The sequence below is a fragment of the Dulcicalothrix desertica PCC 7102 genome, assembly GCF_003991905.1.
Classification (GTDB): Bacteria; Cyanobacteriota; Cyanobacteriia; order Cyanobacteriales; family Nostocaceae; genus Dulcicalothrix; species Dulcicalothrix desertica.
Window position 1 is genome coordinate 68,113 of sequence record NZ_RSCL01000018.1, and the last position, 16,484, is coordinate 84,596.

The following is a 16,484-nucleotide window of genomic DNA, read 5'->3' on the forward strand; positions in this document are numbered from 1 at the left end:
CTTTAATTAGTCCACTGAAGATTTTTTCCAAGTACTGCTATCTACCGATTGGCGGTATCTTTCCCAAGTTTTATCTGCATCGCCATTATCATATTCAGCCCAAGCGATATGTAAATAAGCTTGTCCAAGTAAACCAATTCTTGGTTCTTGAAAATATTTCTGTCCTTCGATGATTTTTTTAGCAATATCAGCTGATTTTTTAAATTCACCATTTATAACTCTAGCCAGCATCAAATCATAAAGCCCTTCGATATGTCCGGGAAAAACTATTAATGCCTTTTCAAACAAATCTACTGCGGCTCCAGGCTTTCTATTACCAGGGCTATTTAAATACTCTACACCTTGATTCAAAATTGAGGATGCTAAATACCCTCGAACTAAAAATCTACTTTTATCAATATCCAAAGCTTTTTTAAAGTAATTTTCTGCTTCTTGAAAACTACTATTTTTATAATTTTCTAAACCCTGAACAAAATTAATCAAAGCTGGTTCTACTTTATCGGCATAATACTCGGCTCTAGCCAAACGCTCTAGAAATGCTTCATCACCTTGTAAAGAAGGGTACAACGATGCCAAAATTTTACTATTGGCAACGACTTTTGAATACTTGCCTATACTATATTGAACGTCTATTTGATAGTTAAAGATATTTACGTAAATTAGAAAAAATATTATGAGACTAACTAAAAAGCCAGCGCACATTAAGAATATTTTTAAATCTGTAGTTGAACTATTAATGTTTTTATTATTGTTTGCTAAAAATATTCCAATTAAACTAATAGATATACCAATTAAAGTGTACATCCAGCCTTTACCAATGAAGGCAAAAAACCTATTATTATAGCCAAAACCGTCAAGTACAATTTTATCCCAAGATGGCAATTGAAAAAAACGGCTGTCTAAGATTGATATTTCAAAAGTTGATGGTGGTACTTCTGGTTTATCTAAATATATATTCTGTTTCCAACGCGCTTGTACCTCTGAAAAGTTATTATCCACGTGAGCCGATACATTTTCTACTTGTTTGTAGTAAGCAGATGCAATAAATTTAACTTGTGGATTCCAAGTATTAACAAAAAAAGGAAACAACATTACTATTATTAAAGACGCTAAAAATCTTTTTCTTGGAAGTGCACGTTCAACAGTCCAGAAAGTTAAACTAAAAACTTGAATTGCTAAGATTCCTGCAAGTAATTCTCCAATTTTATAAAAATTAATATTGGTTCCAAAAGTTTCTAAAGCCTTGTTTGGCAATTGATACCAAGCATTAGTCGCTCCTAATGTTAAAACTAAGGCGCCAATAAAAAGGACTATTCTCTCTCGAATGAACCAATCTTGCCAAGAGCGAAAGTTTTTTCCATTAAATAAAGCGTTAATTAAAAACATTATTTATCCTCAGCAATCGGTACTTGTACAGATTCAGGAGTAATACTATCGCCGGGATTCAAAGCTCTAGCATTAAGAACGACCCGTTCTCCTGGTTTTAAACCAACTAATACCTCACGTTTATTACCAAATGTTCTACCAAACTTAACTTTCCTGATAACTGCTTTACCATCAAGAGCAACCATTACCATACCTTCACCTGCAGACAAATGTGTAACGGCACTTTCTGGAATTGTTAAAGCAGTCTTACCTTTCTGAAACTGCACGTAACCTTGTAATCCTGGAGGCATTTTCAAATCATTAACAGCAATCCAAACTGAGTATGTGTATTGCCTATCAATTCCTGCTTTTCCTTTAATAGTCTGATTTTCGACAGTAGGATTAAGTTGGATAACCTGCCCTCTAAAACTCTGTCCTGGGTATGCTACTAAGCGAACTGTAGCCATATCGCCTATTTTCACGGCGCCAAGTCGTGCTTGGTCGATGTAAGCTTTAAATACTGTATTCTGAGTCAGAGTTAATAGAGGGTCACGACTGCGCGCGTCTGCAACTTCTCCACTGTGGATATTGACTCGACTTACTAAGCCATCTGTACTAGCATATACAACCGTGCGAGTCAAATCTCTTAACGCTTGTTGCAATTCTATTCTTCTATTTTCAAGCGTAAGGCGAGCATTCGCCAAATCTCGATCTAAATTGGCCTGAGCAAGTTCGAGTTGCTGTTGAGCGGAAATCAATTCGTTGCGGCGCTGAATATAGAAATCTTGGTTGCCAAATTGCTGACTCTGAGTGCCAATTATTCCTTGTTGAGCAGCCAGAAGCTCTCGTTTGCGAGTCGCATAAATATCTTCCATGTCATAGCGCTGAAATTTGGAAATAGCTCCTTGCTGTTCTAAAAACTGAATTTGTTTGAGCTTTTGCTGTGCTGTCTGTAACCTGACTTCTGCCGCTACAACATTGTTTTGAATTTCTTTTTCGGCTAAAGAGTCAATTTTTGCCAGTCTAGTTTCAGCAAAATTTAGCCTAGCCAGTGATGCGGTAAGGTTATTTCTTAAGTTCTTCAATCTATCTGGTACTGTACTTTGCAACGCTTTCAAATTTTTTTCAGCAGCAGCAAGGTTATTGCTAGCAGTATTAACTTGGTCTTGAAAAGGCGCCCGCTGCAACTCAAGCAAAGGTTGACCCCGACGCACAAGTTGCCCTTCTGCTGCATAAACTTTTTGTACAAGACCCGATACCAAAGAACGAACATCAACCTGTTGCATTGCAACAGATTCACCTGGCGCTCCAACATTACTTTCTAAACTTGTTGCTGCCACTGTCACAGTATCAACTTGAATTGCTTTACCTGCCATACGTTGCAAAGCAGGATAGCCAAACCCAGAAGAGTAAAACCTAGATTGGGGGTCGCTGAGAGTTGGTAAAAGTACCTTTACCGAAAGAATTCCTATTAAACCAATGGGAGCTATCACCAAACTAAGTAAAATACTGCGCGAGAGAAGTTTACGGGATTGAATCATAAAATTCCTGTAAAAGAAGTATTAAGAAGAATTCAAAAGGCTCTGTAGAGAACTCAGTAGATTCGCCACTCCCAAGGGCTACATTTATATATAGCATTCCTAAATAATTCCTAGAAATTTATAATAAAATCATAACAAGCGAAAAAGAATGCAACAAGTTTTTCAAATTATATAAGAGCGCTAGAAAAATTGATTCAAATACAAATTTAAATGTTCATCACTCAAAGTCCATCTGTGTAAATACTTAAATTTATTACAATTATATTAAGAAAATGTTTGATTTGTTTGACTTTAAATAAAAACATATAAAACAAACAATTGTTAAATTAAATTTTTAGATAAAAAAATAATTTACCTTAAATGCTTATTAAATAGCTCTTTCTGACCCTTTACCAGCCAAACCAGTATTCAAAGCTGTTGTAAAAACTTGCTGCCACAGGGGTACAATTCGTGCCCAGCTAAATCTAACTTGAACATCTGCCAAACCTGCTCGCCCAATTTCAAGAGCTTGATTTGGATTGACGAGCAAAGTCAAAATCGCTTCTGCCAAAGCTAATGGGTTCTTTTCTTGTACTAGCAAACCCGTCTTTCCTGATTGAATCACATCTACAATTCCGCCCACCGCACTAGCAATTACTGGCTTTTGATGAGCTAAAGCTTCTATCATCACAATTCCCAATCCTTCGGTATCACCCTTGCTATCAACAATCGCAGGTAATACAAAAATATTGCAAGATGCATATTCCGATGCTAATTCTTCCTTGCTGACAAAACCTAAGAATTTAACTACATTATTCAAATTCAATGCATCACACTGCGAGCGAATTTCTTGTTCAAGAAGTCCTTTACCAACAATCCGCAAATTTACTGTTTGTTTTGCTAAAACTAATGGTAGAGCCTCTAACAAATATCGTAGTCCTTTACGTTCATCGAGCCTTCCTACAAACAAAAGTACAGGTTCATGACCGAATGGTCTACTTAGTGGTGGTTTAGCTTCAATTGTCAAACCATATGGAATAATACTAACTTCACCATTATAAAGCTTGCTTAAGAGCGCACGAGTAAACGAAGAATTAGCTGTTACAACCTTAGCCATTGGCAACATCCACCGCAGAATATGCGCGACAAAACCGAATTTGTTTGCTAGCATCAACTCGGCGCCGTGGAAACTAAATATCATCGGAATACCGAGTAAAATACTTGCGGGTAAAGCCATCAACCCATGTGGAAAGGGCCAGTGAATCTGGAGTACATCAGGCTTTTGTTTACAGCACACCCAAAATAATTGAATTGTGCCTAGCAAAATATATAAAGCAGCAACTACTATATATAGAGGTTGCCTTTGCAATTTAGTCGGGGCACCATCGCGCGCTAGATTTTCAAATTTTTTTAAACAATAGCGAAAGCGATGAACTTGAACGCCATCTAATACATGACTTTTAGAAGCTTCATAAGCAGGAGCAAAGACTGTAAACTTAGTGATTGTTGGCTGTAAGCGCACAATTGCCTCACGTATAAAGGCGCCATGATTAGCGTCAGTCGTCTCTGGGTAGACTGATGTCACAACTAGAATATGTTTTCTTTCCAGATTCATAATTTTTTATCGAAACGTAAAGTTTGGCTACTTTGAAGGATATATGGTGTAAAAGTTGTCTTTACAAGGTAGAGATAGTAAAGCAATATTGGGGACTTACAAAGAAACCAGGTTTCTAGGTTTTCATGCGTAAGTCCTGGAAAAATGACAGATTACTTTTGTATTTCTACTCAATTACAGCTATGTTAACGTTTGTAAATTTACCTGTTGCATATTACGTTTATAAATTTTACGCTTTTCAGTCTGGAGCCACCACCATAACTTGACAAAATCGATAGCAGAAGAAAGGAGACGACGTTTACCAAATTTACTCTTTCCAGAATGCCGAGGATGCCAAGGAGTCGCAACCTCTGTCACATTATGTCCTTGAGATGCAAGTACAGCTAAAAGATAGCGATGGGTAATCTTTTCTATCGGTAAAGTAGATAACAAATCATGACGAACTAGTTTAATCCAGTTCATATCGTGGATTTTTAAACCAAAGAGTAAACGACAAGCTGAATTGGCAATCGTTGAAGCTATAATTTTGCCATCGCCACGCTTTTGGCGCCAGCCTGCAACTGCGTCTACACCTGGCTTACAAGCTTCTAATAGCAATGGTATATCAGTACGAGGGTCAGACTCTAAATCAGCTTGCCCCCAAAGTATCCAGTCAGTTTTAACGTGAACTAAAGCTGTTTTCCATACTTCTGTTACTCCGCGCTTTTGTGAATGATGTATCACCTTTAAAAAGTTATATTGTTGTGTCAGGCGATTCAGAATTTCAGGGCTATTGTCTGTACTACCATCATTAACTATTAGGACTGGTAAAGTCGAACCAAGATTTTGGAATACTTCTTTTATATACAACAGAAGTTTCTCTAAATTTCCTTCTTCATTTAAAGCAGGAATTACAATTGTAACCGAGATTTTTTTCTGTTGACTTGCCAAAGTAGTATATTTTTCTATTGTATTATTGTTATCAAGCATTTTCTTTCTCCCATCAAAATGTTGTTTTTTAGCAATTAGCTGTTCAAACTAATTCAACATATATTTGTTGAGTTAGATTTAAAATTATGCAAAGGTGATGTCAAAAATATTTTGCAAAGCAGAATTTTAGCTTTTTGACAATCAACAATAATTTTGTATCAATAGGAGCTTTTGATCAATCAATGCAGAGGTAAAGTAGTTTTTACAAATGCCCTCAGCCTCCTACCCTTTGCTTTCCTTTGGTAAAGGGAACTCATCTTAAAATCTAATATAGATACTAATGACTAAAAACATATCAGTGCTTATCGGTATTTTTGAAATTTTAAAAATTCAATTTAATAAGTAGATATATTTAAAACTAAATATATTTTATTAGTCTAAATAAAATAAATGTAAACTTTGTCATTTAAATGTAGATTTTATTAATAAAAATGTAGATTTTGTTTATTAAAAAGATACTGTTTTATATGGAATTTATATTTTATTAAGTCGATACTGAATTATTGCTAAAATTTAAAACAGTTTATTTTTTCAATTAAAACCTAAAAATTTAGGCACCTAGTGTGTTTACTATATAGGTGCCTAAATCCTTATACACAATTATTTATAGTCTGTTCCCAACCTGCACTAGCTATGTGGAGGCGCCTTTCAAAAAAGCATATTATGTTCTGAATCCCAACATTTTTCACCTTGCCATTCTCGACCTCGGTGTTCGCACTCAGATTTGTTGTTTATCCAAGGTAAGGAAGTAGGATAGCTATTTCCTGTTTGGTTATAATAATTAATCAAATAACCTATAAATTGAATGGTTAAGCAACCTGCTACTAATAGTTTTACTATGAGAAAGGTGCTTATTAAAATAATATTTATTTTTTTAAGTTTTAAGCTTGGATTTACAATTATTTGATTATGCTGTCTCTTGTAATATTGTAATTTCATGTTCTTTTTTTTGGCTCATCTATACTTTTCATAATAAAACCATGATGATATTTATGTAATTGTTAATATTACCGTTTTTTCAAATGTATATTATGTTTGATTATTTGTTTGATATCAACTAGTTTTTTGTTATATAATGATTAATTTATATGTTTTATTATTTTTTATTAAGATGAGATAAGTTAAGAAGCGCTACTACACAGTTAATATCATTTTTTATGAAGATCTGCTAAATTTTCAATCTACGTAAAATACACTTTATTGGAATACTTGCTGAAGAAGTAATTTCTTGGATTTTAAGCTGCAATACATATCAATTATATCTTCGGCTGTATGGGTATCTAGACAACAGCTACTCATTTGTCAAAATCGCGCGAGAGACGCATCAACCACAAGTTTTCCCGCAGGGTAGTTATTATATTCCTACCCTACGCGAAAACTACGTTTATATTCCTCAACCCAACCTAAGAATTTTCGGTTTAGATATTGATTTTGTATTTTCCGAATTTAAACTTTAATTTTTATGATGATTATCTTCTTTTGATTGCTTGTTAACATTTCATTTAGATTGTTTTATAAACTATAATTAATTATTTTAAATATTATCTTCTAAAAATAATAAATTGTCTAGCATCAGCACCATATGCTGTACTGAAGATTGAATGCGATTTAAATGAAACATAGCTTTTTCTTCAGTCCAATCTTTACCGTATTTTTCAAGTAGTTCGGTTGAACTTAAAATAGTAGTTAAAGGAGTTCTAAATTCGTGAGAAGTAATATTAATAAAATTGGATATCATTTCTCGAAGCTTTGCTTGTTCTTTACTACTTGAGTCATGTTTTTCTTCAAGTAACTTATCATCTGTCATATCAACACAGACGCATAAAGTATAATTTTTAAAATTTTTAAATTCTATTATATACCTAGTAATTTCAAAAGAACGTGTTCCTTTTGTAGGCAACACTAAAAATTCTTGCGTAATTAATACCGATTCTTTTTTGAGTTGTGATAAACTTGACATATCAAGCTCATTAAATCCTAAAATATCATTTTTTTGACCAAGAATTTTTTCAATAGATGTATTATAAATTTGAACAACAGCTTGATTGACTAAGACAAATCTATTGTCTGAATCGTGAATAAAAATTAGGTTAGGGCTAGTATCTATGATTTGACGTAATAATTTTTTTTCTTGCATTAACTGCTCTTTCAACGTTTTATATTTAATCTCTAATTTATTAAACTTATCTTTTTCTTCCATAAATCTATCATGCATTTGGTGTAATTCAGTTTGTAATTGCCTTATTAGTGTTTCTAATTGTTCTTGGTATAACATAATCTCATTTTTTAATTGTAAAGTATGAAATATGATGGTTATATTCGAGGAAGTTTGACAAAAAAAGTTGTACCCTTATTAATATGAGTAACAAAGTCAATTGTACCTTTGTGTAAATCTACACATTGTTTCACAATTGTAAGTCCCAAGCCAGTACCAGATATTTGACTGACATTAGTCCCACGTTGAAATGGCTCAAACAAGTGGTTATGCAATTCTTCTGGAATTCCCAGACCTTGGTCTTGAACTTGGAAACAAATAAAATCAGTTTCCCAAATTAGTACCAACGAAACCAAAGAAGAAGCACCCGAATATTTAATAGCATTAGATAGTAAATTATCAAGTAGATGCCATAGTAAGTGTTTATCTAGGTTAGCAAGGCGCCCTTCACCGTGAACAGTAAATTCTATAGTGTACTGTTGATTAATAGTCATTTGCAGTGATTCAAGGATTTCTTCACAAAAAGCGATTACATCAATCAAACAAGGGTTATATGTAAGTTTTCCAGATTGAGTTCTACCTAAAATTAAGATGTCTTCTAATAATCCAATTAAACTGTCAGTAGCTGTTTCAATGCGTTGAAGATGCTTGTGCTTTTTATCCTCATAACCATTATATGCTTTGAGGATTTCCGCACCAAGTTTAATTGTAGTTAAAGGATTGCGGAGCTCGTGTGCTGCCATACAAATATATTGAGATTGTTCCTGGATTCGCAATTCAGCAACCTTTTTATCGGCTTTAGCTAAAAATAATGCATTCTTGATATCTATTTCTGCTTGATGACGAGAAAGAGCAATGTCAATTGTGGTTGAAAGTGTTTTTTCGTCAAAAGGTTTTGATATATAACCAAAAGGTTGTGACGTTTTCACACGCTCAAGCGTCGCTTGGTCTGCGTTGGCAGTAAGGTAAACTACAGGAATGTCAAATAGCGATTTAATCTGCATCGATGCTTCAATCCCATCCATTTTGCCTTCGAGACGAATGTCCATTAGTACTAAATTTGGCTTTTTGACTTCAGCTTGGAGGATTGCTTCTTCTCCCGACGCAACTAAATTAGAGACTGAGTAACCTAAAAACTCTAGCGTTTCACGTAAGTCATCAGCAACTAGCTGTTCATCCTCTACTATTAATATATAGATAGAATTCATAGGTTTACTTAAATTTTTCTAGTGTAGGAAAGTTTATATGGAATACTGCACCGCAATCACGTTTGAGCGAGATTTTGCCCTTCAGTTGCCTCGTCAAGTTATGCACTATTCTCAACCCAAGCGAGTTTGTACTTTGCCAATCAAAATTTTCATCGATCCCAATGCCATTATCACCAACTGTAAGCTTAAAACCATTTTTGCTATCTTGCTGAAGATAAATAATAATTTTTCCGTGAATTTTATCGTACTGCTGATTTGAAAAAGCATACTTTAGGGAGTTAGAAACAAGCTCATTAATTATCAACCCACAAGGGATTGCTGTATCAAGGCAAAGCTTAAGAGCATTTGTTTCAATATCTAGTTGAATAAATCGCTGACTAACTCCGTAGCTGCGGAACAGATTATCTGTGAGACTGCGAATATAATCACCAAAATTGATTTGAGATAAATCTGAAGCTTGGTACAAATGTTCATGAATTAACGCCATAGACTGTACGCGGTTTTGAGATTCTTGAAATAAAATAAGAGTTGTTTCATCAAGAGGGCGCCGCGACTGCATACGCAGAAGACTAGAAATGATTTGCAGATTGTTTTTAACACGATGATGAATTTCTTTGAGTAAAGTTTCTTTTTCTTCGAGTGAACGCCGAATTTTAGCTTCGCTTTGCCGCAGTTCGTTTTCAACTCGCATTCTTTCTGTAATTTCACTCCGTAATAGGGCGTTTGCCTGTTCTAGGTCAATAGTTCGCTGTTGTACATTGTGTTGCTGTTGCTCAATTTGTCGCATTAACCGTACTCGTTCCATTACAGTATTGCAAGCTCGGTTTAATGCTTCGCAAGTTAATCGATTTTTAACCAAATAATCTTGCGCTCCATTCTTCATCACCTGAACTGCAATTGTCTCGTCTCCCAGCGCAGATAATACGACTACTGGCATGTAAGTTATACAACTTTTATGCTTGAGTTCTTCTAAAAAACTAATTACAGTCGCATCTGGTAATATAAAATCCACTAATATCAAATCTGGTGTTTGTGTTTGGCAGTAAATAAGTGTTTGAGTTGCTGTTTCCAATTCAATAATATTGTTAGTATATAAAGAATTTCTTTCAAGGTAATGACGATATAAGTTTCGTTCTTCTGCTGATTTATTTACTATCAGAATAGTGTATTGTGTTTGCATAAAACTTGCGATATCTTTAAGTATTTACAAGCTTTGAAAAAGTGCCAATGTTAGTTAGCTGCAAATAGGCTCTCTTATATTATTGCCTGTACTACTACTAAAATGAGTAGGGTATTATTACTAAAAGTAAAATAAATAATATGAGCGTAACAACGTAAATTTACGGGAATATAGATGGGTATATATAAATTGCCATGTTAATTCCCAAACACTCGTAGAGACGTTACATGTAACGTCTCTACATATCATGTGTTCTGAAATATTTAGATTTTATTGACATTAAAATTTTATAGTTCTATAGTAAATATTGTTCCTTGAGGTTGGTTATCTTGTATAAAAATTTGACCTTGATGAGCATTAATAGCAAGTTTACAAAATGCTAAACCCAAACCTGTTTGAGAAATTCCTTTAACAACTTGACCAATTTCAAATTTATCAAATATACGCTGTTTCAAGTTATCACTAACACCTTTCCCTTGGTCAATAACTTTTATTCTAGCTTGAATATTCTCAGGATACTCAACACAAAGCTTTACTAAGCTGTTTGCAGGAGAAAATTTAATTGCGTTTGAGACTAAATTGTCAAGTACTCTACGTATAACTTGTTTATCTATGTATACTTTTTTCGTTAAAGGTGCAACGTCATTAATTATTTGAATTTTTCTAGATTCAGCTAAAAAGTTAAAATCTTCTAACACAGATTCAATAATTTCTCCAAGTATTACCTCTTCAGGTTCAATAACCATTTTATCAGATTCTAACTTTGCCATTATTAATAAACTATCTGTTAACAATTGCAGTTGTTTAGCTGAATTTTCCATTAATTGTAAATGCTTCTCTTTTCGAGATTCATTCTTGCCAAAACGTAAAATTTCACAACCTAAAAGAATTGATACAAGATGATTAGAAAAATCATGGAAAATCATATTCCCCATATCTTCTCGCAATTGCAAGCTATTTTGCAGCGCATCATACTGATGTTTAATTCTTAACATGGAATTAACTCTAGCTCTAAGTTCAACACCACTGACAGGTTTGCTAATAAAATCATCTGCTCCTGCTTCTAAGCACTGAGCTAAATCTTCTTTTGTATTGAGTGCTGTCACCATCACAATTGGTATATAGCCCAGTTGCCGATTTGCTCGAATTCGACGGCAAACCTCAATTCCATTAACTTCTGGCATCATGACATCAAGCAGAACTGCATCAACTTTATTTTTTTCTATAAAATCAAGCGCAATATCACAATTTTGAGCAAAATGTAAAGTATAACCTTCTTTAAAAAGTAAAATTTCAATAACATCAAAATTTTGTTCCTCGTCATCAACAACCAAAATTATCGTATTACTTTTCATGGTTTTTGATTCCTAGTTAATAACTTTTGGATTACCGAGTTTAGGTATTTCAGGCTAACTGGTTTCAGAATAAACTCATCGGCGCCAGCTTCAATACATTTGTTTTTACCCTCAGACAATGCAGTTAAAGCAATTATTGGGGTTTGTGAAAGATCAGGTACTTCACGCATACGTCCAATTGCAGCCAAACCATCAAGTTTTGGCATTTGCACATCTATAACAATTAGCTGAGGATTCTGCTCTATGGCAAATTCAACAGCTTCTAATCCATCACGTGCAATAGTAAATTGATAACCACATACTGTTAAAAATTCGCAAATTAACTCAGCATTAGTAATATTATCATCTGCTACTAAAATTAAGGGTTTATTTATACTATTATAATTACTATTCTCTTCTGTTAATATAAATGATTTTATAGATTGGTAAGTAGATTGATGTGTAAAATCAGAATAATTTAACTGTGGAGCAGTAATCAGTGGTAGTGTACAAGTAAAGCAACTTCCCTTACCAACTTCACTAGAAACTGTAACATTACCTCCATGCATATCTATAATTTTTTTAACTAGAGCCAATCCCAACCCAGTACCTGAATAGCTGCGGGACAATGAAGCATCAATCTGTACAAATGGTTGAAACAATTTATTAAAATTTTTAGCATCAATCCCAATACCAGTATCAAAAACTCGAAAGTAAATTTTCTTTGCTTCTTTATCAACATTGACGACAAGTTCAACAGTTCCGCCATTTGCCGTAAATTTAATACCATTACTCAATAGGTTTATTAAAACCTGACGTATACGAAGTGCATCAATCCATACTTTATCTATAGTAGGAGCAATTGTAAACGTTAGTGTTATATTTTTTTTACATGCAAGTTGTTTAACAAAAGGACAAATAGAATTACACAGAGTATTGATATCTACTAAACTTTTATCTAGTTTCAAATCACCAGACTCAATTTTTGTCAAATCGAGAATATCGTTAATTAAATCTAAAAGGTTTTGTCCGCAATTTTGAATATTTGATATTGCTTTTTTTTGTTTTTCAACTAATGGTGCATAAACTTCATCAATTAAACCTTCTGATAAACCTAAAATGGCATTTAAAGGTGTGCGTAACTCGTGACCCATATTCGCCAAAAATTCATCTTTCATACGAGTCGCACAAGCTAGCTCCGAATTTATTTTGCCTAGTTTACTCAAAGCTGTCTCTAAACGTCTACGGTTACTTATGTCTCGTACAGCAATTATAGCAAATTTTCTATAGTTATAATTAACTACTGTCCCCCTAACTTCACCATCAAAAGCGCTACCATCTTTATGTAAACCAGTAGCTTCGATGAAAGATTCACAGCCAAGTTCCAGTGTCTTAAAAAAATTTTCGAGAACATAATGTGAGTTTTGATGTATGTACTTACTTATACAAGCTTTTAACAACTCTTCATATGTGAAACCGTGCATTTTGCAAGCAGAAGAATTTGCTTCAACTAAAAGTCCTGCCTCTAAATCATATATAAATACGCCATCGCTGACAGTTTCAATAATTCTTCGCATCATGCCAATGCTACTTTCTTGTTCGAGAAGAGTATTTTTCAAAGCTGGAATAATATTTGCCTTAGTTATTATCCCCTCTACATCACCATTCTGGGATAGTACGATTAAACTATCTAACTGGTTATCAAACTTATCTAATATATAGTCAATACTTTTAATTTGTGAGCGCATTAGCGTTACCAACGGTTGAGTTAACGCATCTGCAACTCTAACAAATTCTATCTTTTTCCCTGCTGCTATCTGTCTGACTATATCTCCACTTGTTAATACTCCTATGGGAATCGAATTTTCTACGACTACAGCATTTAAAATGTGGCTTTGTTCTGTCTTACCTTGACATACTAGGGTAATTGCTTCTGCAACAGATACATTAGGGGCTACTAGAGGGCAAACTTCAATTACCTCATCCAAAACTGACGACAGGTAATTAAATGATTTTGCCGACAAAAATTGAGAGCGCATTACAGTAAGGATAATTTTATGTAATTTGGTAATTATTGTAATCGCAATTTTATAGGATTTTCTGCCCCGCCAAACATATTTTTGTAACATTTCTCTTAATTATGCAAAAATTGCATTGATAACTTTCAAGTTTGTAATAATATAAATTAAATGTAGCAATTTTGAATAAATATTTACTTTCTTCAATTAATTTGATTGTTTTGTACACTTTGTTTAATATGTAAAATATACAAATTAATAATTTATCTTTTACTGAAAATATTTTAACCTTGCTACGGCGCCCTATTAACAAGTAAGCTTTCAGAAGGCGCCGTTAATGTAAAGTAAAAAGTAGTTCCGACTTCTGGCTCTGATTCTGCCCAAATATTACCATTGTGACGCTCAACAATTTTCTTACAAATCGCCAGACCAATACCAGTACCAGAAAATTCATTACGTGTATGCAAGCGACGGAAAATCTCAAAAATGCACTCGATGTATTGCGGTTTAATGCCAATTCCGTTGTCTTGTATCCAAAAAAGGTATTTATGAGTATACAAAGAACTCTCTATTTCTTTAACTCCAATATGAATCTGAGGTTGTTGCCGACAAAACTTAATGGCATTGGCAATTATATTTTGGAATACTTGTACTAGCTGAGTTCTGTCTGCAAGTACTCTCGGTAAAGTATCGTGGGTAATATTCGCTTGACTTTCGGTAATACTTACTTGTAAATTAATCATGGCTTGGTTAAGAACTGAGTTAGAGTCAATAACAGTAAATTCTTCGTCACGAATACTAACGCGAGAGTACTTTAACAAGTCATGTACTAATTGATGCATTCTTTTACCAGCATCAATAATAATTTTTATATATCTTTGCGCCGATTCATCTAGATGTTCTTGATATTTTGCTTCTAGAATTTGGGTAAAACCGATTATTGCTCGTAATGGTTCCTGTAAATCATGGGAAGCTATATAAGCGAATTGTTCTAAATCTTGATTAGAACGTAATAATTCTTGATTTAATTTTTGTAACTCTGCTTCGCTGATTTGTAAAGCTGCTGTACGCTGTTGAACTCTTGTTTCGAGTTCTTGGTTAAGTTGAAAAATCGCTGCTTCCGCTTGTTTACGTTCTGTAATGTCAGTAATTGAACCTACAGCTCTAATTGGAATTCCTGCTTCGTTCCACAGAGCTTGTCCGCGCGCTAAAAGCCATTTATAAGAACCATCTTTACAGTGCATACGATACTCACTACTATAATATGGAGTCTGGCGAGTAAGATGAGCTTCAAATGATTTTTTTAATATTTCTTGATCTGTTGGATAGATTAAATCAAACCATTCACTGAAAGTTGTAATCTCATTATCTTCATATCCTAGCATCTTGCGACAGCGTGGAGATAAAAAGTGGCGCCCGCTAATTAAGTCATGGTCCCAAATTCCATCTTTGTTACCTTTGATTGCCAATTGCCAGCGCTGTTCTTGTTGTAGTAGTTCTAATTCTGCTTGCTGACGTTGTAAAGCATTAGTAAATATTTCGCCAACAATTTTTAATAATCTCACGCTATTCTCTGACCATGCTTTTTCTTGCTCAAACGTTGCAAACCCTAATACCCCAAAACAGCTACCTTGATAGTTTAAAGGTATAGAAATCAGCGACTTAATATTATTTTGATGCCAGTTTTCACGGTCAATTGCCGCTTCTTCTGGTAGTTCTAACAAACTTGTAAAGTATACAACATCACCTTGCATTGCTCGCGTGTTTGCCCAAGAAAAAGAATTATACGGAAGATTCTGAATATTTTCAATGTGAGGTGTAAACCCTGGTGCCACCCACTCATAAATCATCTTAATAAAAGTTTTATCATCTGAAAATTCTATAATAAAACTAGTATCAACCTGGCTAAACTCACTAATTTCTTGTAGAGCTGAATTAATACTATCTGGAATTTCTGAACAAGACAAATTAATAAAACGTGTAGAAATTCTAGCAACAAGCTGGTCAAACTCAATTTGATACTGTAAAGCAATCTCTAACTGCTTACGTTGTGTAGTATCTTGAAAGAAAATAAATAAGCCATCTTGTGTAGGATAAATTCGATTTTCATACCAGCAATTCCAGGGTGGGTAATATTCCTCGATTTGCATCATCCGCTGTTCTGCAATAGCTTGATAATAAGTATGGTAAAATTTTTGTCCTATTCCATCAGGAAATTCTGTCCAAATATGCTTGCCAATTAACTCTTCTGGTGTGCGATTAAAAATTTTTCCTGCTCTTTGGTTAACATAAGTATAATTCCAGTTATTATCTAAAGCTACAAAAGCATCTGTTGTACTTTCTAAGAAACTCGCCAATTGCGATTTTGCAGCTTTTTTTTCTAAGCTAACAGCTTCTTGAGATAACACTGTGTTAACAAATATTTGCTTCCGCAGTAATAAATACACACTTATAAGTAAGATTAAACCAAAGCCATATCCCAAGCCTACTAATATATTAGTTCTACTAATACTCCTGCTTGTTTGTTGCATTCGCAATTTCAATAAGCTTTTTTCTTCATCTTCTATCTCTTGAAATATAGTCTCAATCGGTTCGTGCAACAGACTATTTTCTTCTGTAATGGCAGTTTGAGATGATAAATCTTTAGGATTTTGCCTGAATCGCTTGATTGACTTATCAAAAAAAATAAATCTTTTGTCAATTAATGGCTTGAGTTTATCTAGTCTACGTTGTTGCTTAGAGTTATCTTTTGTTAAGTCATATAACTTATTTAAAGATTTGTAAACTTTGTCTTGATCTTGTTGATAGTTCTTAATATAAGATGGCTTACCTATTAAAACAAAACCCCTGCGTTTACTTTCAGCACTGATAAGTCCAACATTTATATCCTTGATGGTTACCATTACACTGTAGGTATGAATGACCCATTGTTTATCTTGGTTTGACTGTCTTACACTCAAGTAAGAAGCAATTATCACACCAGACAGTAATGCTAATGCACAACTGAAGGCGCCTGAAATTACTTTACTTGAGACTTGGTTCATACTGATTATTTGACTT

General features: G+C 34.0%; 11 protein-coding genes. All 11 read right to left on the reverse strand.

Annotated features, from left to right (window positions below; all coding sequences use genetic code 11):
• Positions 1-6: 6 nt before the first annotated feature.
• The 11 genes from DSM106972_RS32595 to DSM106972_RS32645 all read right to left on the reverse strand — a co-directional run bounded on the left by DSM106972_RS32595 (position 7) and on the right by DSM106972_RS32645 (position 16,468).
• Positions 7-1,386 carry a tetratricopeptide repeat protein gene (locus tag DSM106972_RS32595; protein WP_127084593.1) on the reverse strand — a complete coding sequence of 460 codons (1,380 nt, stop codon included), beginning with the start codon at positions 1,384-1,386 and terminating at the stop codon, positions 7-9.
• Entirely contained in the window at positions 1,386-2,906 is a 1,521-nt protein-coding gene (locus tag DSM106972_RS32600; RefSeq protein ID WP_233787408.1) for a permuted SH3 domain-containing protein, read from the reverse strand. Before DSM106972_RS32600 ends, DSM106972_RS32595 begins: the two co-directional genes overlap by 1 nt.
• Before the next feature lie 367 nt (positions 2,907-3,273).
• Positions 3,274-4,500 carry a glycosyltransferase family 4 protein gene (locus DSM106972_RS32605; RefSeq protein ID WP_127084594.1) on the reverse strand — a complete coding sequence of 409 codons (1,227 nt, stop codon included), beginning with the start codon at positions 4,498-4,500 and terminating at the stop codon, positions 3,274-3,276.
• A gap of 180 nt (positions 4,501-4,680) precedes the next feature.
• A complete protein-coding gene (locus DSM106972_RS32610) occupies positions 4,681-5,469 on the reverse strand; it encodes a glycosyltransferase family 2 protein (RefSeq protein WP_127084595.1) in 789 nt (262 codons plus the stop codon).
• A gap of 648 nt (positions 5,470-6,117) precedes the next feature.
• Complete coding sequence (locus DSM106972_RS54040) at positions 6,118-6,408, reverse strand: hypothetical protein (protein ID WP_233787927.1); 291 nt, start codon at positions 6,406-6,408, stop codon at positions 6,118-6,120.
• Positions 6,409-7,003: 595 nt separating this feature from the next.
• Positions 7,004-7,744: a histidine kinase dimerization/phospho-acceptor domain-containing protein gene (locus DSM106972_RS32620; RefSeq protein WP_127084596.1), complete on the reverse strand. Its 741-nt coding sequence runs from the start codon at positions 7,742-7,744 to the stop codon at positions 7,004-7,006.
• Between the two features lie 38 nt (positions 7,745-7,782).
• Positions 7,783-8,892 carry a hybrid sensor histidine kinase/response regulator gene (locus DSM106972_RS32625; RefSeq protein WP_127084597.1) on the reverse strand — a complete coding sequence of 370 codons (1,110 nt, stop codon included), beginning with the start codon at positions 8,890-8,892 and terminating at the stop codon, positions 7,783-7,785.
• 4 nt (positions 8,893-8,896) lie between these two features.
• Positions 8,897-10,072 carry a histidine kinase dimerization/phosphoacceptor domain -containing protein gene (locus tag DSM106972_RS32630; protein ID WP_233787410.1) on the reverse strand — a complete coding sequence of 392 codons (1,176 nt, stop codon included), beginning with the start codon at positions 10,070-10,072 and terminating at the stop codon, positions 8,897-8,899.
• Positions 10,073-10,359: 287 nt separating this feature from the next.
• Complete coding sequence (locus DSM106972_RS32635) at positions 10,360-11,427, reverse strand: hybrid sensor histidine kinase/response regulator (RefSeq protein ID WP_127084598.1); 1,068 nt, start codon at positions 11,425-11,427, stop codon at positions 10,360-10,362.
• Positions 11,424-13,445, reverse strand: coding sequence for an ATP-binding protein (locus DSM106972_RS32640; protein WP_186538703.1), 2,022 nt, complete (start codon positions 13,443-13,445; stop codon positions 11,424-11,426). Before DSM106972_RS32640 ends, DSM106972_RS32635 begins: the two co-directional genes overlap by 4 nt.
• A gap of 272 nt (positions 13,446-13,717) precedes the next feature.
• Positions 13,718-16,468 carry an ATP-binding protein gene (locus DSM106972_RS32645; RefSeq protein ID WP_127084600.1) on the reverse strand — a complete coding sequence of 917 codons (2,751 nt, stop codon included), beginning with the start codon at positions 16,466-16,468 and terminating at the stop codon, positions 13,718-13,720.
• Positions 16,469-16,484: the final 16 nt, after the last annotated feature.